Consider the following 20,539-nt stretch of genomic DNA (forward strand, 5'->3'; position numbering starts at 1 on the left):
ACATCCAGGAAATTGAAAAACGGCCCACCGCTGTTACGTGGACCGCTTCATGGTGATCATATGAGGATGTTGCGGGTGAGTTGTAAGCGCCGCAGGCTAGGAAAGGCCGACGCGCGTTCACGACCCCGGGCAGGACCGCCCTGGGTCGTGTGTCTTTGCAGCTCAATCACGGTGCCTTCGCCCCACCCCGACCTCGCCGACCGCCATCGCGAGCAGCGCGCGACATCTTATCCCCCCTCGCCGCCGCCGGCCTCCTCGAACTGAAGCGGCGCATCGACACCACCCCCACCGTGCCCGAGCCCGACGCCGTGGACCTGGGCCTCGCGCCAGGCCGTACGTGATGGTTGCCCGGCTAAGACCGTGTCCTACATGGCCAGTTACTGACCTTCAAAGCGTGGTGTCGGTAGGGCTGACGGTCCATGATCCCTGCGGTATGCCGACTGCATGAGGTATGCGCAAGGGGGCGGGTTGACCGATGAACGGCGGTCTTCCGCGAGAAGTTGCGGTTGGAGGCGGCCGAGCGGTTCCGGCAGGGTGACGAGAACGTGGTCATCGCTCACGACCTGCGGGTCAGCGTCCGGTCGGTACAGCGCTGGCGCAAGGCTTGGTCGCAGGGCGGGCCGAAAGCCTTGGCCTCGAAGGGGCCGGCGTCGCTGCCACTGCTCAGCGACGAACTCTTCGCCGCCCTCGAGCGGGAGCTGCTCAAGGGCCCGGTCGCGCATGGCTGGCCCGACCAGACCTGGACGCTGTCGAGGATCAAGACCCTGATCGGGCGGCGGTTCCACAAGAGCTACACGGTCCAGGGCGTCGCCGCGCTGCTCAGACGGCATGGCTGGACCTGCCAGGTCCCCGCCCGCCGTGCCATCGAGCGAGACGAGGCGGCGGTGGCCGGCTGGATGAAGGAGACCTGGCCCCAGGTGGAAGGACCGTGGCGGCGCTCGACGCCTGGCTCGTCTTCGAGGACGAGGCCGGCTTCTCGATGACGCCGCCGACCACCCGCACCTGGTCCCGCCGCGGCCACACCCCGTGGTCCGCGTGCACGGCCGCTCCCGCCGACGCTTATCGGTGGCCGCCCTGACCTGCTACAAGACCGGCGAACCCTCACGGCTGATCTACCGGCCCTGCCCGGACGCCCGGCCCGATGGCCGCAAAAGCTTCTCTTGGAGGGACTACCGCGACCTGATCCAGACCGCCCACCAGCAGCTTGGCGGCCCCATCGTGCTGGTCTGGGACAATCTGAACACCCACCTCACCGCCAGCATGCGCCGCTACATCGCCGACCGGGACTGGCTCACTGTCTTCCAACTGCCGCCCTACGCACCCGACCTCAACCCGGTCGAGGGCATCTGGTCCGTCCTACGACGCACCACCGTGGCCAACCGCGCCTTCGCCGACCCCGGCGACCTGATCACTGCCGTCCGACGCGGCCCCCGCCAGCTCCAATACCGCCACGACGTCCTCGACGGCTGCCTCACCTGCACCGGCCTCCTACGCCAGCCACCATGACGACATCACGCATGCAAGCTCAGTAGGGTTCCGGTATGGGAGAGCGGCCCGGCGCGGCGAACGCGCCCGAACTCCTCCTCGAAACCGACACAGGTACGACGGTGCTCAGTCCGGGTCGGGAATACCTTGTCGGCCGGGACCCGCTTAGCGATGTCGTTCTCGACGATGCACGCGTTTCCTGGCATCACGCATTGCTGCGTGCCAGGGCGGGCCGCTGGACTATCGAGGACCAGGGCAGCAAGAACGGCACCTTCGCCAACCGACGCCAAGTCCACACGGCGGTTCTCTGGCCGGGCAACGTCATCCGCCTCGACAACATTGACGACGGACCACGCATGGTCGTCACCGCCCGGCCGCGCTCTGGCATGACGGGCTACTCGCCGGAGGGTCCTTCGGGGGTGCTCATGCCCGCCGCAACGGGGACTTTCCGCGAACCGACTACTGTCCAGCCTATGCCCGCACGGACCGTGCGCATCGGCCGCAGCAGCGAAAACGACCTCGTTATCGACGATCTGGTCGTCTCACGCCGGCATGCCGAGTTGCGTGCGCACAATGATGGCACCTATGAGCTCATAACACGATCACGATCCGGGCTTCTTGAGGTGTGTTCACGCACACGCGGGTCGTTGGCGGTGCGCGCTCCGAAGGCGCGATGTCCTTCGGAGCGCGCGGCAGGGGTTCGGGTTCAGGCGTTGTAGCCGCCGTGGGCGTCCAGCACTGCGCCCGTGACGTACGACGCGGCGGGGCTCGCCAGGAAGGCGATCGCCGCGGCGATTTCGTCGGGGTGCCCCATGCGTTGCAGGGACAGCGAGCTGACCAGGGCCTTGAGGGTCTCGGGGTCCGGCGGTTGCATGCCGCCCTCCATCAGTCCGGCCTCCACGACGTTGGCCGTGATGTTCCGGGGCCCGAGGTCGCGTGCGACGCCCATGGTGTACCTCTCGATCCCGGACTTGGTCGCCGAGTAGTCGGCAAGGCCGGGGGCGCCGACCCGGGAGCCTAGTCCGGAACTCACTGTGATGATGCGGCCGCCCGCGCGCAGCACTCGGGAGGCGGCCCGGATGACGGCGATCACGCCGAGGTAGTTGGTGGCGTGCATCCGGTCCAGTGCGGCGGTGTCGGCATCCGGGTCGTCCACCGTGCCAGCCACGGAGATCGCCGCGTTGTTGACGAGGATGTCCAGGCCGCCGAAGTGCGCGACCACGTCGTCGATCAGCGCCGGCGCCCGGCTCGTGTCCGCCTGGTCCGACTGGAAGGCGACGGCCTTGGCTCCCTTGCCGTGCACCTCGTCGACGACGGCCTGCGCCTGTTTCTCGGAGCTGACGTAGGTGAAGGCGACGTCGGCGCCCTGCTCGGCCAGCAGTCGTACGGTCGCGGCTCCCAGTCCGCGCGACCCCCCGGTGACCAGGGCGACTTTGCCCGTGAGTGGCTTGCTCATTCTTCTCACCTCGTTGATTGACCCTTCCCGGCAGTCGCAACGTTAATTGTTACGACAGGCTGTTGCAACCTTCACTGTTACGACTGCCGTAACATGAAGCGTTGCGGCCGAGAGGAGGAGTCCATGAGCGCCAACAGCAGGCTGACCATCGCCGCCCACGCGCTGGCCTGGATCGGCCTCTACCAGCGCCAGGGCCATGAGGTCGCCACCTCCGAGCAGATCGCGACCAGCGCGAACACCAACCCAGTGGTGATCAGACGGCTGCTCGGCGAGCTACGCAGGGCCGGGCTCGTGGAGTCCCGGCGGGGCGTGGGCGCGGGCTGGTCGTTGGCACGCGAGCTGGAGTCGATGACCCTGCTCGACGTGTACGAGGCAGTGGAACCCGGCCCGCTGTTCGCAATGCACCGCACCACCCCGGATCAGGGATGCGTGGTGGGTCACGGCATCCAGCCGGCGATGCAGAGCATCTACGAGGGCATCGAGAAGACCCTGAGAAACGAGCTGGCCCGCGTCACGCTCGCGAACGTACTCCGGGACGTACTCGCGGCACCTCGCTAGCCTCCCCGTTACGCCCTGACATCACCAAGATCCCCATCCATGCCCAGGCCGGCGAACAGCCTGGCAACCAGTCACGCCGAAGACCGTTGCGGTATCAGACCGTGTCCTACGAGCTCGTAACTTGATCTTGTTGTAGTGCCCTTGTCCGGCGTGACCGATGTGACGATTCCGCCGTTCGGGAGGATGTGAGCACCCGGCCATGGATCGTGGACGATGACTTGTGGGCGCTGATCGAGCCGCTGCTGCCGCCCTGGCCAGAGAAGTCGCCGGGCCCACGGCCGGTACCGGACCGGCTGTGTCTGCAGGGCATCCTGTACGTCCTCTACAACGACATAGCCTGGCAACTCCTGCCGCTAGAGCTGGGATTCGGCTCGGGACAGACCTGCTGGCGGCGCCTGGACCGCTGGCAGCAGGCCGGAGTCTTCGACCAACTGCACCGCATCCTGCTCGCCGAGCTGAACGCAGCCGGCGAACTCGATTGGTCCCGCGCGTGCGTGGACGGCTCCCACATCCGCGCGAAAAAGGGGGCGCCGACACCGGTCCGTCGCCGGTCGACCGCCGCAAGACGGGCAGCAAACACCACCTGATCTGCGACGGACGCGGCACCCCGCTCAAGGTCATCACCACCGCGGCCAACGTCAACGACGTCACCCAGACCCTCCCCCTGGTCGATGGCATCCCGCCCGTGGCCGGACGGCCCGGGCGGCCACGCCGCCGCCCCGACTCGCTCCTCGGTGACAAGGGCTACGACTCCAACCCCGCCCGCCGAAAGTTGCGCAAGCGGCGGATCCTGCCGGTCATCTCCCGCAAGGGCGCCCCGAACATCAAGGGCCTGGGCAAACTCCGTTACGTCGTGGAGCAGACCCTCGCCCTGCTCCACCAGTTCAAACGCCTTGCCGTCCGTTGGGAACGCCGAACCGAACTCCACAACGCCTTCGTCTCGTTGGCCTGCAGCCTCATCTGCTGGAGACGCCTCAAGAAGGCCCACCCATGATCGTGTTACGAGCTCTATGAGATTGCCGATCTCGGCAGCCACAATGGCACCTTCCTCAATGGCCAGCCTGTTGACCGCGCTCTGGTTACCCAGGGCGACATCATAGGTATCGGTCACTCTGCGTTCTGTATCGTCGGCAACGACCTCCAGGAGTACGTCGACACCGGCGAGATCGCCCTCGACGTGCAGAATCTCACGGTCGTCGTCGATACCGACCGCGTGCTCCTGGACGAGGTGTCCTTTCCTGTCAGTCACAAATGCCTGCTGGCGATCGTGGGCCTCAGCGGCGCCGGAAAATCTACCCTTCTCAACGCGCTTACCGGTCTGCGGCCGGCCGACCAAGGCGCCGTGCTGTATGACGGGCGCGATCTCTACCGTGACTACGCAGAGCTCCGTCAGCGCCTTGGACTGGTCCCGCAGGACGACATCCTGCACACGCAACTCACCGTGCGCCGTGCCCTCAGTTACGCGGCCGAATTGCGGTTTCCACAGGACACAGCCTTGGCAGAGCGGGAGGCCCGGGTGGATGAGGTCACCCGGGAGCTGGGCCTTCAGGCGCGCGCCGAGCAGCCGATTCACAGCCTCTCCGGCGGCCAGCGCAAACGCGTCAGTGTGGCGCTTGAGCTGCTAACCAAGCCGTCCCTGCTCTTCTTGGACGAGCCCACCTCGGGGCTCGACCCCGGCATGGACCGCTCCGTGATGCGCATGCTGCGCGACCTCGCCGACGGCGGACGCACGGTCATCGTCGTCACGCACAGCGTGCTCAGCCTCAAACTGTGTGACCGATTGCTCGTACTGGCGCCGGGGGACGAGGTCGCCTACTACGGGCCTCCGGAGGAAGCCCTGCCCTTCTTCGGCTTCGACGACTGGCCGGAGGCATTCGAGGCATTCGAGGCGGACAGCGCCCGAGCGTGGGCGCAGGAATACCGGTGCTCGCCCCAGAACCAGCGGTACATCACGAGTCTGAACATGCAGTCGCCCGTGTGCCGGCCCGAGCCGAACCTGGCGGGCCCCTCTCCACGGCGCCAGAGCTGGGGAGCGCAGTTGGGGACGCTGGTGCGGCGATACGCCGCCGTTCTCAGTTCCGACCGGATCTTCCGGGATGTGATGATCGCGCTCCCGATCCTTATGGGCTTCATGACCCGGCTTGGTGTCGGCAGTCGGCTGGCGCCCGGTAACGCGTTGAATGCGCCGCTCCTTCTGTGCATCGGCGCAGTAATGACGGGGGCCGCCAACGGGGTGCGCGAGCTGGTTAAGGAACGTGTGATCTACCAGCGGGAGCGAGCCGTCGGTCTCTCCCGATCGGCGTATGTGGTGTCTAAGATTTTCGTGCTCGGAGTCATCACGGTCATCCAGGCCGCCGTACTCACGCTGGTGGCTCTCCTCGGCGTCGATCTGCGCGCGCCGGGGGGCCACGGAGCCCTCATGCCTCCGCTGGCGGAAGTCACGCTGGCCGTCATGCTGCTGGCCTTCACGGCTATGCTGCTCGGCCTCCTCGTTTCCGAGCTCGTGCGCAACGAGGAGGTGATCATGCCCCTGCTTGTGTTCCTCGTAGTCGTCCAACTGGTGTTATGCGGCGGCTTCATGTCGCTGGGCAGTACGCCTGTGGTCGAGTACCTGGCGTGGCTGGCACCCTCCCGGTGGGGATTCGCCGCGATCGCGGGAACGGTACAGCTCGGCTCGCTCATCCCGGGCGACCAGAAGTTCACCGATCCGCTTTTCTAGCACTCTTCTGCCGTGTGGCTGCGGAACATGGGCATGCTGCTCGCGGTCGTCTTCGCCATCACGGTGGGCCGTCTGCTGCGGCAGCAGGAGCCTGCCACGATGAGGAAGTAAGAGAAGGTTTGACGGCGATTGCTGGCTTGCCTCTGGCTGGGGCACTGCCTACGAGGGGCCGCGTGCCCTGGAGGACAGCGCCACCTGACCGAGCGGGCGGCCGCCGGACGCGTGAATGCCTTCCTCCGTACGGCGTGCTCCAGCCGTTCCGAACGATCACATGGATAGTCATGTCTCCAGATGCCCGAGCCTTCGCGTAGAACATGCCCGGCCACTGAACCTGCCCGACCAGGCTGCTGCACCGTCTGCACGAAGCTCGGATAGCCGACACCCTGCCGAAAGCTTGTCAGGACCCGGTCGCGAAGGCCCGCAGCACTCCAGACCACCGGTTGCGCTTTCCCTGGGGTCGAACGAGACGGAAGGGTGGCATGGTGGGAACAAGTGACGCCGCCGGCCGAGTGATCGCCGGACGCTACCGGCTGCTGCGCAGCTTGGGAGCCGGCGGCATGGGCCGTGTCTGGCTCGCCCACGACCAGGAGCTCGCATGCGACGTCGCCCTCAAGGAAATCGCCGTGCCGCCGGAGCTTCCAGAACCGGCGCTGAACGCACGCATCGCCAGAGCCCGCAGCGAGGCACGGCATGCCGCCCGCCTCCGCGGGAACCCCCACGTGGTCACGGTCTATGACAGCGTCATCGACCACGGCCTGCCATGGCTCGTCATGGAATACGTGCCCGGTGCCCGAGACCTTGAAGCGGTCGTCCGCGACGACGGGCCACTACCACCAGCCGACACTGCCAGGATGGGCCTAGCACTGCTCGACGCCCTCGCCGCAGGTCATCAATTGGGCATCCTGCACAGAGACGTCAAACCCTCTAATGTCCTGCTGACCAGCACCACGCCCCAAGAACCCCACGACACAGCATTCGGCCGTGTACTGCTCGGCGACTACGGCATCTCAGTCAAACAAGACGTCGACGAACCACGCCTCACCACCGCCTCCGGCATCGTGGGAACCCCTGGCTACCTGGCCCCGGAGCGTGCCCGCGGCGCAGAACCAACTCCCGCATCGGACCTGTTCTCACTCGGTGCAACCCTCTATTACGCCGCTGAAGGCCAGAGCCCTTTCGACCGCGGCTCCTACGCCGCCACCCTCACCGCGCTCCTCACCGAGGAACCCACACCACCCCGCCGCGCTGGCAACCTGACCAGCGTCCTCCTCAGCCTTTTGGCCAAAGACCCAGCTCAAAGACTGGACACCGACACCGCAACCTACTTGCTCACCAAACTCACCGCCGAAAGCCCGCGATCGCAAAAGGTAACTATCACACAGCCCGTCAAGCCATCATCGCGCCCACAGCCCCCCACCCCGAAGCCAGGCCCACAACGATCGCACAGTCCCGGAACTCCGAAGAAAACCCGGAGCCACAGGTGGGAGCCCCGCCTGCCCCATCGCGCACCTGGTCAACAGAAAACTTCCACGAAACGCCGCATCATTCCCCTCACCGCCGCTGGACTCCTGCTCACAGGAGGCGGAACCTGGGCAGTGGTGACAGGTCTTAACGGTCCACACAGACCCTCGCCCAGGACGACCCCGAGCGGCCGCGTGATGCCGTACGGAGAGGCCGTCGGGCTCAATGACGAACTGAACCTAGGCGTCTGTGTCAACGCTTCCTGGACCTCGGAAAAATTCAATGGGCTGCCATATCTGGGAATCACTAATTGCACCGGCCCTCACGACGGGCAGGTACTCAATTACGATCCCTCGAGCTCTCTAGACGACGCACAGAAGGGCGGCGACAGCAGATGCAAAATGCTGCTGGCAGAGACAGTGGGCGCGATGGCCGATGCCCGTTCGTACGCAATCCCACCCAGCAAACAAGGCTGGTACCACGGCGTCCAAAACACTGTCTGCCTGATCTTCAACAAAACAGTGCCACTCGCGGACAACGTTAGCCAATTCCGTAAGTTTGGCCAGCCTGACGACATTAGCATCACGACAATCGGCGACTGCTGGAGAAATATAAATTCAAACGCGATCCTAACTCAATGCGGCACTACACACGACGGGCAGACTGTCGGATTCGTCAGAGCACCCAACGGAATGACATACAAGTCAGCCACCACGAAAGAAGACATTCTCTGCCAGAATAAATACGGTTCCACCTACGCGCACGGAAATTACAGCATCAATGGGTCTACACCCGCCGAGGAAGACTGGAAGGCAGGTTTCCGTTACATACAATGTGACGTGGTCTCAACAGACGGCAAGCCGCTCACCTTCAGTGTCGTCACTTCACCGCCGTCAACCCAGCCCTCGAGGTAAGGGCTGTCCCGTAAGAGCGTTCCGTGGTTGCTGGGCCTCAGAGGAACGCCAGCGGGACGTCCTTCTCGATGCAGAGCCGCAGGACGTCCGTCAGCTGGCGGGCGTCCTCGATGTGCTGCTGGAGGAGCTGGTCACTGTCCTCCCGTGCCCACTCGTCCTTGATCGCCTCCAGCCGGACCAGCATCGACGCGCACTCGGCAGGCGAGAGGTCGTCACCGCCGTCATCCGGATGATCGAGGAGTGGCTTCAGAGCGGTGGACACCTCCTCGCTCCACGGGCGCTCGCCGTCGAAGCCCCGCATCTCGGAGAGAACGACCCCTTCGGTCTCGGCCAGACGCCGCCGGAACGCGGCAAAGCCGCTGTAGGACCAGGAGACATCCGGACTGCTGTTGTCTCCGTCGCCTGGGAAAAGAATCAGCCCCATGTGCCCTCCCCGCTTGCCGAACACACAGGATCGAGGACATGGGGCAGCGTCTGCAACTGAGATGATCTTGTTGTGGCTGGTGTGATCACGGCGTCGGAACTGTCCTGGATAACCCCGTTCAGCGGGCTGAGCCCGAGGCAGTTCGGGAAGCTGGTGACCCTTCTGCGGCGCCAGGGTGCGGACGCCGTTCGCAAGGGCCGGCCGTGGAGCCTTCCCCTGGAGGACCGTGCCCTGCTGGTCGCGGCCTACTGGCGCATGAACCTGACCATGCGGCAGCTCGCCCCGCTGTTCGGGGTCTCGAAGTCCGCGGCGGACCGGATCATCGACCACCTGGGGCCGATGATCGCCCTTCAGCCCCGCAAGCGGTTCGCCAAGGACACCGTGCTCATCGTGGACGGCACCCTGGTCCCCACCCGGGCCTGGAAGATCCTCCGCGACTGCCGCCTCAAAGGCGACGGCGTCCACCACGCCATGCTTGGCATAGCCCGAATGTACAACCTCGCCCTCGCCGGATAGATCAGCGGGCCATACGGCGGCCAGCCCTGCCCAAGGCGATTCAGAGATCATTTACGGGACACCTCTTACGAGCTCGTGCACGGTAGGCAGGAAGGTGTCGAGGATGTCGGCGGGGCTTGGTGTTCACCTCTGCCGTGCCGATGTCAGGTCCGCGGTCTGTTGGTGGGACAGCAGTCCGGCGACGGCCTGAACGGTGTCGCTCATGTGCTCGCGGCGGCCGAGGTGGCGGGCCAGGGCCCGCCAGTTTTTCAGGTGGGCGATGCCGTGCTCGACGCGGATGCGGCGTGAGGAGTGGGCTTTGCGCTGTCGTGCGTGTATCTCCTCGTACCAGTCCGGGGCATTCTTCTTGAACTTGCGGTGCTGGTGTGATTACCCGGCCGCCGGTCTGGGCGCCCAAGCCTTGGTAGCCGGCGTCGGCGAGGATCTCCACCGCGGGTCCGTCGGCCAGGAGCTTGACCAGCCCTAACTGGCGGGCGTGGGTAATGTCCGCGCAGCTGCCGGGCTTGGTCGCACTGCAGAAGAGCACGCGGCCGCCCCCGTCCGTGACGACCATGGTCTTGACCGCGTTCCGCTTGTTCTTGCCGGAGATGAACTTGTCCCGGTCCTTGCGTCCGGCGGCCGGCCGGCGGACCCGGATCTCGGTGCCGTCGATGATGCCGGTCTTCCTGTCGGCACCGAGGTGGTCGATGACCTCGGCCAGAGTCCGCAGCCGCACCCCCGGGCTGACGGTGCACCCTCGCTCGGCGAGCATGGGCCGCATCTCTCCGATGGCCCGAGTGATGGTGGAGCGGTCGACCCCGAACCAGCAGGCGAGCACGTCGTGCGTGGTGGCATGCCGGAGGTGCACGAGCGTGGCCAGGAGCCGGTCGACGAACACCAACCGGTGCTTAGAGGGCATCTCATTTGGCTGAGTAGGCTGTCGGCTGTGGTGGGGATCATTGAGCGGCTAGTGCCGGACGAGCTGTGGGAACTGTTCCAGCGGGTCGTGCCGGAGGCGCCATCGCGGCCTCAAGGTGGCGGCCGACGCCGGCACGGCGACCGTGAGGTGCTGGCGGCGATCGTGTTCGTGGCGACGTCGGGCTGCACGTGGCAGCAGTTGCCGAAGTCGTCGTTCGGACCGTCCGGAGCGACAGCGCACCGCCGGTTCACCGAGTGGACGAAGACTCGCGTGTGGGCCAAGCTGCACCGCCTGGTCCTCGACGAACTCGGGTCCCGCGGCAACTTGGACTGGTCTCGCTGTGCGATCGACTCGGTGAACATGCGGGCCCTGAAAAAGGGGAGTTGACGGGTCCGAATCCTGTCGACCGGGGCAAGTACGGCTCGAAGATCCACCTGATCACTGAGCGGACCGGTCTGCCCCTGTCTGTAGGCATCTCCGGTGCCAACGTCCACGACAGCCAGGCCCTGATCCCGCTCGTGAAGGGCATACCGCCGATCCGATCCCGGCGAGGTCCCCGTCGACGCAAGCCCGGCAAACTGCACGCCGACAAGGGATACGACTACTCCCACCTGCGGCGATGGTTATCCCAGCGGGGCATCCGGCACCGCATAGCCCGCAAGGGAGTCGAGGCCTCGCAGCGGCTCGGCCGGCACCGCTGGACCATCGAACGCACGATGGCCTGGCTCGCCGGATGCCGTCGTCTCCATCGTCGCTACGAGCGCAAAGCCGAGCACTTCCTCGCCTTCACGAGCCTGGCATGCACTCTGATCTGCTACCGCAGGCTCGCCAAATGAGATGGCCTCTTAGCCCTCGCGCCCACAGCACGCTTCCGCGGCCGGGACGCAAGCTCGGCCTGGTGTCGTTCGTGCCACACCGGGCCCAGCTCTGCGACGAGTTCAGCGATCACGTTGGCCGACAGCCCCGTGATCCTCCGGTCGCTGATGATCGCTGCACGAGACGCGTTCCCCACCACATGACCATGATCGACGATCAGAAGCTTGACGCCTCACCGCCTACCGTGCACGAGCTCGTTAGCCAGGCACCAAGCTGATCGCCTCCGTGAAGGAACTTGGCGTCGAGGAGCCCATCAGCGTCCGCCCCTTGTCACACTAGGAGCGTGTCGAAGGTCGTTTCACTGGTTCCGTGCCTGACGTTGTAACCCTTAAGAATGGCCTTCTTCAGGATGTCAATACGGACGTCAGGCGCTGCGCGCGGAGATATGACGCCAGGCGTATTTTCGTAGTTGAAGACGATGACGTCGATGAATATCGGCCCCTTTAGCTTCCTGCCTCCCATGAGCCCGAACAGGGCCGACGCAATTGCGGGGTATGGGGTGAATTGCGGATCTTCGAGCCACTGCTTGAGCTCGTCACGCGGCACACTGAAATCGACATTGATTGATCGAAGCGCTCTGATACTGTCATCCGACGAGAGGGGTGACAGGGGCTGGGTGATAGTACCCGTCGGACCTTCCGCTGTGCTGACATCAGTCGGACCATGCCAGGTCATGGAATCGTCACGCCAGAAAAAGTCGAAACCTTTCTGTCCGTGATGCCGTGCCACCATTTCCAGAGGGCCGTGCTCCGCATCGCCGAAGTTGCTCTGGAGGAGCGAAACCTCATCGTATATCGCCGCCCCTATCTTTCCACCGTAATTCCAGCCATCCTGAAGCTTTCGCGAGTCCCCTACATCGCCGTTATCTCTCCAGAAATGGAGGATTCCACCATCTTTTGCGGGAGCTACTAGCTCCAAATTTCCGTAATGGACGGAATCGAACGGGAGCCAGTCATCTTCGTTGAGGTCATAGTCGCCCTGCAGAAGGCAGGGCCTGCCGCGAAATGGGCGTAGCACATGCCCGAATTCGGTGGGCTGGGTGATCGTGAGACCCTCATTCCACCCCCAATTGCCGTCGGCTAGAAAGTCCACACCCGCGGAGAAAGTAACCCTGGCCCAGGTGTAAATGTGAAGTGCGCCCTGATCCGAGACGGTCGTGATCATTACTTGACCACGGCCCACCAGGGGAGTCCAATTTTCGCGCATCTCCTTCCAGCTGGCCTGTCCGGTTGGGTTGTATAGCGTTGTGTGAGCAAGTCCCGCTCCCACAAAGTTACGGTCGACGAGAATAGTGCCCCCGAATGTCTCGTTCGAACCAGGACCGGAAATTCGACTCCATGACGGTACAGCGGTATTTCCACTTGCCGGGTTCTTGCGCTTCAGCATTACAAATCCGCCACCGGCCAGTGGCGCCACGATATAGAATTCGTTTTCCAGGTGCGACTCAAGGTCTATGCCTAAAACGCCTTCGGCGAACTCTGCACCGGAATATGAGATGCCCGCTGCTCCAGCCGCACCGGTCAGCACTGTTCCGAAGTTTGACCAGACAAGTGCTCCCCCGTTCTCGCGCGACCAATGCTCGACCACACCGTCTTCCCTGGTAGCGGCCACTTCAAGGTTGTTCCGCGGATCACTCATGAATGCTACGTTGTCTGACTCGATCAGCGACGCTCCGATGTATCGGGTGCCTTGTGCGAAGATTGTCGGACCATGCCACACCAGAGCCGGGGATTCGTTGTTTCGCCAATAATGAGCCAGGCCGCCGTCGGGCCAGGGAATGACGACTTCGAAGTTTCCTGTCTCGCCAGTCCGTAGTTGGATGAAAAATCCACTATTCGGTGAGACCGCTGGCCTCTCGCGCCAATCCAATGTCATGGTGCACCGCTTTCGGCGTGCAGGGAATCCCAAAGTCGGGCATGCTGGCAGCCTTCGTCTGCTGGCTGGGGATCCTTCGGTTGAATCAGCAATCTTCTAGTGCCTGACCCATAGCTCCGCTGACCGGCTTTGAAGATATCTTCCTCCGGATAAGCCTTCCAGTCATCTCGATCAACTGAACGCGAACTAGAGATCGTCCGCAGGACCCCGGTCAGTGGAGTGTCCAGGTCCAGCCCAAGTGGTGGGCGATCGAGCGGACCTTCTCCTGGCTGACCACTCACCGTCGCCTGGCCCGCCACTATGCGCACCATCCCGCCCATGCCGAGACCATGATCCGCTGGGCCATGATCGGCATCATGGAGGCGACCGGCGCTGGCCCAGCGACGGGGTGTCTCGATGTGCCTCGGCACGAAGGTGGGCGCGCGGCCCGGCGCGTGAACGCCACGCCCGCGGACGGTCGCGAGGGGGGAACCGTCTTCTCATGGGCGGGGCTTGGTTGTCGGGTCTGAGCCGCCCTGCCACCCGGACAGCCCCGCTAAACGGACATATGCCCGTGGAATGCGTAGAGGTGTCTACATGTGGACCGTTCGTGAGACGGATCCGCCGATCAGGAGGGACACGGAATGGCCGACAACAAGAGTAACAACGTAGGCGGCACGATTATCCGCGGCGAGGACGGGTCGCTCTATTTCCTGCGCGACGAGATGCTGGAGGCTTGCAAGGTAACCGAGCCCGATATGGCGCAGTTCTGTGCGAATCTGCTCGACGCGGTGCAGGTGGCCGGCGGCGAGGAGATCACGGGCAACGGCTTCCGGATGGGCACGGGCAAGGCGGCCCAGGCGCAGTCGTTCGTGGGGCCCTTCCAGCGGGCCGACCTGGCCGAGGACGTGAACTGGAAGGCCTCAGGAACGGTCATGTGCCCGGGCACGATGGGCCTGGCCAAGTTCAGGGTCAATCCGGGCACGGTCTCGCGCTGACCTGACCGCCACTCCCACCGTCCTCCCCCTGTCGTTTGGCCCCTGGAGACCGCCCTCGTGCATGCAGTACTCCTGTTCCCACCGGCAGCCGACCCCCGCAGCCCGCACCTGGCCCTTCCATCCCTCACATCCCATCTGCGCCGCAATGGCGTCGAGGTGACCCAGCGGGACCTCGATGTGGAGGCGGTTGACGCGCTGCTGCGCCCCGCCGCGCTGGAGCGGGCGGCCGGAGTCTGTCGCGACCGCCGGTCTCGACAGGCCCCGGCCAGCGAGCGGGACCGGCTCGACCGGGTCCTGGCCATGACCGAACGGACGTTGGAGCTCGCTCCGGGGGCCGCCGATACACTCCGCGACCCATCGGCCTTTTACCATCCGCTCGCCCTCGCCGAAGCGCGTGAGGCGCTGTCCCACGGACTGCGCATGGTGGGGGCCGCTCACGGTGTGGACTGGGACATCGCGCCTGTGACCTACGCGGTCGACGCTGTCGACACCGCCCGGATGGCGGATTTGGATCGGGTGACCGCTGACCCCGCGGTCAACGTCTTCGAGCACCACTGGGAGCACGGGATCCTCGCCGATCTGGCGGCCGTGCGTCCGGATGTGGTCGGCATCTCTATCGTCAACCACCAGCAGGTAGTTCCAGGCCTGACGCTCGCGCGGCGGTGCAAGAGCGCGGGCCACACCGTCGTGATCGGCGGCACCGTCTACGCGAAGTTCGCGTCGGCACTCCTGCGGCGGCCCCACTTCTTCACGCTGTTCTGCGACGCGCTGGTGCCGTACGAAGGGGAGACCGCCCTGCTGGGCATCATGGAGCGTCTCGCGGACGGCCGGGACCTGGGCGGAGTGCCCAATACCCTCGCACTCGACGCGTCCGGGGCTCCGGTTGCGGGGCGGGTGGTGGCCGAGGACGTGGCGGCCCTGCCGACCCCCGACTACGACGGCCTTCCCCTCGACCGCTACCTCACCCCGGCCCCGGTCCTGCCGATTCTCACGGGCAAGGGTTGCTACTTCAACAAGTGCCGGTTCTGCGACATCCCGCACATCAACCGTGTCGCCCCGCGGCCGTACCGTACGCGCCCGCCAGCTGTCGTCGCCGAGGACATCGCCCGGTTGACGGAACGCCATGGCTGTCGGCACTACGAGATCACCGACGAGGCGCTTTCTCCCCGCTTCCTCCTCAGACTAGGCGAGGCCTTGGCCGAGCGGGACCTGGACGTGTCGCTGGTCGGCTACGCCCGGCTGGAGCCCGGCTTCGACGCCGCCACGTGTAAACGCCTAGCCGCCATGGGGATGCGCAAGTTGTTCTTCGGCCTGGAGTCGGGTTCCCAGCGCATGCTCGACCACATGGACAAGGGCGTCCGCCTGCCCGTCGCCTCCCAGGTCCTGCGCGCGGTCCACGAGGCCGGGATCTCTCTGCACCTGTTCAGCATGGTCGGATTCCCTCAAGAGACAGAGCAGGATGCCCAGCGAACGCTGTCATTCCTGCTTGACCACTCCGATGTGCTCGCCGACCCCCGGCACAGCTTCGACGTGCACGGCTTCAGCCTCGACGTGCGGACCGACTATTTCGAGCAGGCGGACCGCTTCGGCATCGAGATGGACGCGGAGGAACTGGCCGGTGCCGACTTTCCGCTATCGGTGCAGTCGTGGACATCGGCCGGAGGGCTGTCCACGCAACGGGCGCAGCAGCTTATCGCCGACTTCCACGCCGTCCTGCGGGCCCAGTTCCCGGTGCACCGGCAGTTCCCCGCGCACCTGTGGCCGAGTTTCGAGGAGTACGCCATCTTGTATGCCGAGCGTTACGGCACTGACCGGTTCCCCTGGCAGTTGTGCCTGCCACCTCTCGGGGACCCGCTGCGGTTTCGGCTGGAGTGGCCACGCAGCACGCACTTTCGGCCCGCCAGCGACGGTTTCGCCGCCGAGTCGTTCACAGGGCGGGTGTGCACGCCAAGGCAGTTGTTGCAATTGCTTGCCCGGCCCGCCGAACCGTGCACGGTCGACGACCTGCTCACCACGCTCGCCTCCCGGGTCGCTCCGGGTGGCGACCACGACGCCCACGACCGGGCGGTGATCGCCAAGGAACTGCAAGGCATGATCGACGAGTTGCTGGCCGCCGGCGTGCTGTGGCTTGTGCCCGACGCCTACACCAAGATCGGAGCCGCCGCGTGAGCAGCGTCAATACCGCCCTGCGGGACCTGCTCGCGGCGGGCTCGGCCCCTGTCCCCAAGCTCTTCAAGGGCGGGACCCACCGCTGTGTCCCTCCGGAGGACACCGTCCGCCGCGTAAGCTCCCTCTTCGACGTGATGGGCATCACCCGCGTTGCGGACGTCACCGGGCTCGACCAGATCGGCATCCCGGTCGTCGTGGTCACCCGGCCGAACTCCCGTTCGCTGTCGGTCTCGCAGGGCAAGGGCGTAGATCTCGCCGCCGCGCGGGCCTCCGCGGTCATGGAGTCCGTTGAGGCCTGGCACGCCGAGCGGATCGCCGCGCCGGTGAAGCTGGCCACTTACGAGGAACTGCGCTGGGGGCACACCACGGCCGATGTCACCGCGCTGCCCGTCGACGCCGGGTCGGGGTTCCATCCGCATCTGGACCTGCTGTGGACGGAGAGCTGGGACTTGCTCGGGCAGACCGCGACCTGGGTGCCGTACGAATTGGTCCACACTCGCTTCACTCTGCCCCGGCCCACTGGTGCGGGTTGCTTTCTGGCCTCGTCCAACGGACTGGCCTCGGGCAACCATGTGATCGAGGCCGTGATCCACGGCATCTGCGAGGTGATCGAGCGCGACGCCACCACCCTGTGGCATCTGCTAGACCCGGACGCGGCCGCCACCACCCGCATCGATCTGGCGACGGTGAGGGACCCGGACGCACGGACCGTGCTCGACTCGTACGAGCGGGCCGGTGTGGACGTGGCGGTGTGGGAGACGACGACCGCCGACATCGGCGTGCCTTCCTTCTACTGCGTCGTCACCGAGGACGACGATCCCTTCCGCCGTATGCACTCGGCAGCAGGCATGGGCTGTCATCCGGTGCGTACGGTGGCGCTGCTGCGGGCGCTGACCGAGGCGGCACAGAGCCGGCTCACCATCACCGCCGGGTCGAGGGAGGACGTGGCCCGCGACGACTACGACCGGGTGCGCAACCCCGATGTGCTGGCCCGGGAGCGGGCGCTGTTGCAGGGAACCCCCGCCCAGTCCTTCGACTCCGGTCCAAGCTTTGACGCCGACACCTTCGACGCAGACCTGGCCTGGCTGCTGGAACGACTGAAGAACGCCGGCATCACCCAGGTCCTCGCCATCGACCTGACCCTGCCGCATCTACGCATCCCGGTCGTGCGGGTGGTTGTCCCCGGGCTGGAGTCGGCGAGCATGCTGGATGGCTGGGTCCCCGGGCCACGGGCCCGGGCACTGCGCGGCGGCGTCGCCACCCCGTCCCCCACCGCCTCCGAGCAGGAAGCGGACGCCCGATGAGCCAGCTGCATGGCACCGTCTGTGTCTTCGTGGGGCCCACGCTGCCGGCGCAGGCTGTTACCGATGCCCTCCCGGACGCCATCGTGCTGCCGCCGGCTGCGCAGGGGGACGTGTACCGCGCGGCCAGGGAACGACCGCGGGCTCTGGCCGTCGTGGACGGCTACTTCGAGCGGGTGCCCTCGGTGTGGCACAAGGAGATCCTCTGGGCCCTACACGAGGGCATCCCCGTCTACGGCGCCTCCAGCATGGGAGCGCTGCGGGCCGCGGAGCTGCGGGCCTTCGGTATGGTCGGGGTCGGCTGGATCTTCGAGCAGTTCGCCGCCGGCACGCTCACCGACGACGACGAGGTCGCGGTGGCTCACACCGAACAGGCTCTCGGCTACAGGGCGGCGTCCGAGGCGATGGTCAACATCCGCCGCACCTTGCAGGCGGCGGCAGGCGCAGGAATCATCGGCGGCTACGACGCCGACATCCTCGCAGCGCTCGCCAAACGGCGCTTCTACCCTGAGCGATCCTGGCCCGCCCTCCTCGGGGAGGCGAGCGAGCGCGGCCTCGCCGACAGCGCCGCCGCACTGCGCGCCTGGCTTCCGCACGGCCGGGTGGACCAGAAGCGGCAGGATGCGCTGGCACTGATGGACCTGCTACGCACCAGTCCGCCGGAACCCGTCAGCGTCCCCTGGGCCTTCCAGCACACCCTGTGGTGGGACGACCTCGTAAGGAGCGCCGGCCCAGCCCCCGCCACCGGCGACCATGGCGCGCTCACCATGCACCTGATCCTGGAGGAACTGCTCCTGGAGCCGGAGGAATTCACCGACGCCTACCGCGGGGCCCTCATCCGCGCCCTCACCTCCGCCGAGGCGGAACGCTGCGCACTGCGGCCCGACGTCGCAGCAGTACGCGAGTACGCCAACGACCTATGCGCCGCCCTCGGACTGACCGACCAGGCAGCATTCGACGCCTGGCTGGTGCACAACCACCTCGACCTGGACGGTTTCAACGCCATGGTCAGGACCGACGCGGCAGCCGCGCTGGTCGCCACGCGTGCCGGGGCGGATGTCCTCGCTCACCTGCCCGACCAGCTCCGAGTCACAGGCCGCTTCGGCCGGCTTGCGGCACGGGCCGAGGACAAGCAGCGCACGCTCGCCACCGCCGGTCTGGAGAACCCCTCGGCCGAAGCGGCCGAAGGCGGCACGCGGGAGCTGTACCGGGAGTGGTTCGATCGGCACGGCCTCCCCGTCCCGTCCCATGTCGACCGGTGGGCCAAGACCGCTGGCCACCGCGATGAGGACGCCTTTCGGCGGATGCTGGCCCGCGAAGCGGTGTACCGGAGCCTGAAGGAAAACGCATGAAACGGACGTGGCTGCGTGCCGATGTGAGCATCAACGTCACCTACGAGGACCGGACACGCTTCGGCAGCCCGGTCACAGCCAATCCGGAACTCGCTGTGCGCCGGCTGTACGCACCCCTCGCCGAGCACGCCGAAACCCATGGCCACGCCTCGCTGGTCGCGGCAGCCCCCGCGCTGCTGGCTGAGGTGGTACGGGGAGAAGCGTTCCGGGCGGTCGCCGACGTGGCGGCCGACGGCGACTGGCACCTACACGAGGACGTCCGCCACCCTGACCCTGCGCTGGCCCGGCCGCGCCTGCTCACGCTGAGCCGCGAGGACCTGGCAGACGGCGAGGCACTCGTCAGGCTCCGCCTGCCGGACAGTCACTGGGCGCCGGCCCACGCGCTCATCGCCGATCTGAGCAACGACGGCGTGACCGAGGCGGCCGCCCGAGAGCTGCACCCCGACATGCGCACCCTGCTGGCCGGTCTGCGAGAACAGGGTCTGGTTGCCACGGTGCCACCCGGCTGCCGCGCTCCAGAACTGGACGACGCGGACGTCACCTTCTGCGGCCACAACACCGTCCTGTCGCAGGGGCACCAGGCGCGGGTGCTGGTCGACCCCTGGCTCCCCGCCCGCCGCGCCGTCTACCCGGAGACCTATCAGCCGATGCAGCCCGCCGACCTCGGCCGTGTCGATGCGGTCCTGCTGACGCACAGTCACCCGGACCATTTCGACCCCGCGTCGTTGCTCCGGCTGCCGCCGGACACGCCCGTCGTCGTCCCCGTGGTCGAACGGGAGAGCATCCTGACCGCCGACCTGGCCCTGCGCCTGACCGAGCTCGGCTTCACCACGGTCGTACCACTCGCCTGGCACACGTCATGGCAGGTCGGTGATATCACGGTGACCGCCCTGCCCTTCTACGGGGAACAGCCCACCGACGCCAAGAGACTGCACCCGGAAATCACCAACGTCGGGAACACCTATCTGGTCGAAACACCGCGCTCCCGCTCCGTCTTCCTCGCCGACGCGGGGCGTGACAACCGCGGGGACATGCGCGATGTGGCACTTGAGGCACGTACCCGGCTGGGCGGTCCCGACCTGGTCTTCGCCGGCTACCGCGGCTGGCGGATGTACCCGGTGCAGTTGCTGTTCTCCTCCATCGCCCGCTATCTGCCCTTCGTGCCACCGGAGCTGTGGGCTTGCCGCATGCAGCTGATGACCGACGCGGACGGTGCGCTGGACCTGGCCGAGCGCTGGGGCGCGCGGGCTGTCGTCCCATACGCCGACGGCGGAGCGCCGTGGCACTGGAACATGGGTCTGGGACCGAGGCTGGACGGACACGGGAAAGAGATCGCTGGAATCGACCCGTTCCCCGAGTGCGTGGCGCGGACGGCGCGGTGCCGCTCGTCGCTGCTCGACGGTCAGGTGAGCTCCACCGGCGTGGAGGTGTGTCTTCTGCGCCCCGGCGACTCCCTGGCGCAGGTGCGCGGCCAGCGCCGCCTGGTGCGGGTGCCCGGCCACAGATGGCCCTGGCCGGAGGAGGTACCGGAGTCGGCGGATGTCCACTGACCGCGGAC

At 66.3% G+C, this 20,539-nt stretch carries 16 protein-coding genes and 3 pseudogenes; 15 read left to right on the forward strand and 4 right to left on the reverse strand.

Going from position 1 to position 20,539, the window contains the following annotated elements:
* Positions 1-506 precede the first annotated feature (506 nt).
* From ACF1BE_RS31230 to ACF1BE_RS31240, 3 genes and pseudogenes are all read left to right on the forward strand, one after another.
* Positions 507-983, forward strand: a complete 477-nt coding sequence (locus ACF1BE_RS31230; RefSeq protein ID WP_392202366.1) for a winged helix-turn-helix domain-containing protein — start codon at positions 507-509, stop codon at positions 981-983.
* Positions 980-1,506: pseudogene (locus ACF1BE_RS31235) on the forward strand (transposase). The gene ACF1BE_RS31230 and the pseudogene ACF1BE_RS31235 overlap by 4 nt, the downstream one beginning before the upstream one ends.
* A 35-nt stretch (positions 1,507-1,541) precedes the next feature.
* Positions 1,542-2,204: an FHA domain-containing protein gene (locus ACF1BE_RS31240; RefSeq protein ID WP_392202367.1), complete on the forward strand. Its 663-nt coding sequence runs from the start codon at positions 1,542-1,544 to the stop codon at positions 2,202-2,204.
* Here ACF1BE_RS31240 and ACF1BE_RS31245 read toward each other — a convergent pair.
* A complete protein-coding gene (locus tag ACF1BE_RS31245) occupies positions 2,192-2,941 on the reverse strand; it encodes an SDR family NAD(P)-dependent oxidoreductase (protein ID WP_086741804.1) in 750 nt (249 codons plus the stop codon). The genes ACF1BE_RS31240 and ACF1BE_RS31245 overlap by 13 nt on opposite strands.
* Positions 2,942-3,064: 123 nt before the next feature.
* Between ACF1BE_RS31245 and ACF1BE_RS31250 the strand changes: the two genes are divergently transcribed.
* The 4 genes and pseudogenes from ACF1BE_RS31250 (at position 3,065) to ACF1BE_RS31265 (ending at position 8,593) form a co-directional block, all read left to right on the forward strand.
* Positions 3,065-3,499 (forward strand): Rrf2 family transcriptional regulator, encoded by a 435-nt coding sequence (locus ACF1BE_RS31250; protein WP_392202368.1) that lies wholly within the window; start codon positions 3,065-3,067, stop codon positions 3,497-3,499.
* 185 nt (positions 3,500-3,684) lie between these two features.
* Positions 3,685-4,493, forward strand: a protein-coding gene (locus ACF1BE_RS31255; protein WP_392202369.1) for an IS5 family transposase whose coding sequence is annotated in 2 segments (ribosomal slippage) — positions 3,685-4,002 and positions 4,005-4,493 — 807 coding nt in all. Because the reading frame shifts where the segments join, the coding sequence is not laid out codon by codon here.
* Between the two features lie 15 nt (positions 4,494-4,508).
* Positions 4,509-6,329, forward strand: a pseudogene (locus tag ACF1BE_RS31260) (ATP-binding cassette domain-containing protein); the annotation flags it as partial.
* Positions 6,330-6,697: 368 nt separating this feature from the next.
* Positions 6,698-8,593, forward strand: coding sequence for a serine/threonine-protein kinase (locus ACF1BE_RS31265; RefSeq protein ID WP_392202370.1), 1,896 nt, complete (start codon positions 6,698-6,700; stop codon positions 8,591-8,593).
* Positions 8,594-8,630: 37 nt separating this feature from the next.
* Here ACF1BE_RS31265 and ACF1BE_RS31270 read toward each other — a convergent pair whose 3' ends face one another.
* On the reverse strand, positions 8,631-9,017 hold the full coding sequence (locus ACF1BE_RS31270; RefSeq protein ID WP_392202371.1) for a hypothetical protein: 387 nt from the start codon (positions 9,015-9,017) through the stop codon (positions 8,631-8,633).
* A gap of 72 nt (positions 9,018-9,089) precedes the next feature.
* Here ACF1BE_RS31270 and ACF1BE_RS31275 point away from each other — a divergent pair, with 72 nt between their 5' ends.
* Both ACF1BE_RS31275 and ACF1BE_RS31280 read left to right on the forward strand, forming a co-directional pair.
* Positions 9,090-9,533: a transposase family protein gene (locus tag ACF1BE_RS31275; protein WP_392202372.1), complete on the forward strand. Its 444-nt coding sequence runs from the start codon at positions 9,090-9,092 to the stop codon at positions 9,531-9,533.
* Positions 9,534-9,695: 162 nt separating this feature from the next.
* The gene (locus ACF1BE_RS31280; RefSeq protein WP_392202413.1) at positions 9,696-9,821 is read left to right on the forward strand and encodes a hypothetical protein; all 126 of its coding nucleotides are present in this window, start codon (positions 9,696-9,698) and stop codon (positions 9,819-9,821) included.
* A gap of 130 nt (positions 9,822-9,951) precedes the next feature.
* Here ACF1BE_RS31280 and ACF1BE_RS31285 read toward each other — a convergent pair.
* Positions 9,952-10,431, reverse strand: a pseudogene (locus ACF1BE_RS31285) (transposase family protein); the annotation flags it as partial.
* Positions 10,432-10,467: 36 nt separating this feature from the next.
* Between ACF1BE_RS31285 and ACF1BE_RS31290 the strand changes: the two are divergent.
* A protein-coding gene (locus ACF1BE_RS31290) for an IS5 family transposase (protein ID WP_392202412.1) occupies positions 10,468-11,267 on the forward strand; the annotation gives its coding sequence in 2 pieces (ribosomal slippage) (positions 10,468-10,816 and positions 10,816-11,267; 801 coding nt in all).
* Between the two features lie 310 nt (positions 11,268-11,577).
* Here the strand turns inward: ACF1BE_RS31290 and ACF1BE_RS31295 are convergent.
* Positions 11,578-12,945 (reverse strand): hypothetical protein, encoded by a 1,368-nt coding sequence (locus ACF1BE_RS31295; RefSeq protein WP_392202373.1) that lies wholly within the window; start codon positions 12,943-12,945, stop codon positions 11,578-11,580.
* A gap of 860 nt (positions 12,946-13,805) precedes the next feature.
* Between ACF1BE_RS31295 and ACF1BE_RS31300 the strand changes: the two genes are divergently transcribed.
* The 5 genes from ACF1BE_RS31300 to ACF1BE_RS31320 are packed head-to-tail and all read left to right on the forward strand — an operon-like array spanning position 13,806 to position 20,531.
* Positions 13,806-14,159 carry a hypothetical protein gene (locus ACF1BE_RS31300; protein ID WP_392202374.1) on the forward strand — a complete coding sequence of 118 codons (354 nt, stop codon included), beginning with the start codon at positions 13,806-13,808 and terminating at the stop codon, positions 14,157-14,159.
* 57 nt (positions 14,160-14,216) lie between these two features.
* Positions 14,217-16,328, forward strand: coding sequence for a B12-binding domain-containing radical SAM protein (locus ACF1BE_RS31305; RefSeq protein ID WP_392202375.1), 2,112 nt, complete (start codon positions 14,217-14,219; stop codon positions 16,326-16,328).
* Entirely contained in the window at positions 16,325-17,632 is a 1,308-nt protein-coding gene (locus tag ACF1BE_RS31310) for a YcaO-like family protein (RefSeq protein ID WP_392202376.1), read from the forward strand. Before ACF1BE_RS31305 ends, ACF1BE_RS31310 begins: the two co-directional genes overlap by 4 nt.
* Positions 17,629-18,981, forward strand: a complete 1,353-nt coding sequence (locus ACF1BE_RS31315; RefSeq protein ID WP_392202377.1) for a TfuA-like protein — start codon at positions 17,629-17,631, stop codon at positions 18,979-18,981. Before ACF1BE_RS31310 ends, ACF1BE_RS31315 begins: the two co-directional genes overlap by 4 nt.
* The gene (locus tag ACF1BE_RS31320; RefSeq protein WP_392202378.1) at positions 18,978-20,531 is read left to right on the forward strand and encodes an MBL fold metallo-hydrolase; all 1,554 of its coding nucleotides are present in this window, start codon (positions 18,978-18,980) and stop codon (positions 20,529-20,531) included. Before ACF1BE_RS31315 ends, ACF1BE_RS31320 begins: the two co-directional genes overlap by 4 nt.
* Positions 20,532-20,539: the final 8 nt, after the last annotated feature.

It is taken from the genome of Streptomyces sp. NPDC014991 (genome assembly GCF_043080665.1).
Taxonomy (GTDB): domain Bacteria; phylum Actinomycetota; class Actinomycetes; order Streptomycetales; family Streptomycetaceae; genus Streptomyces.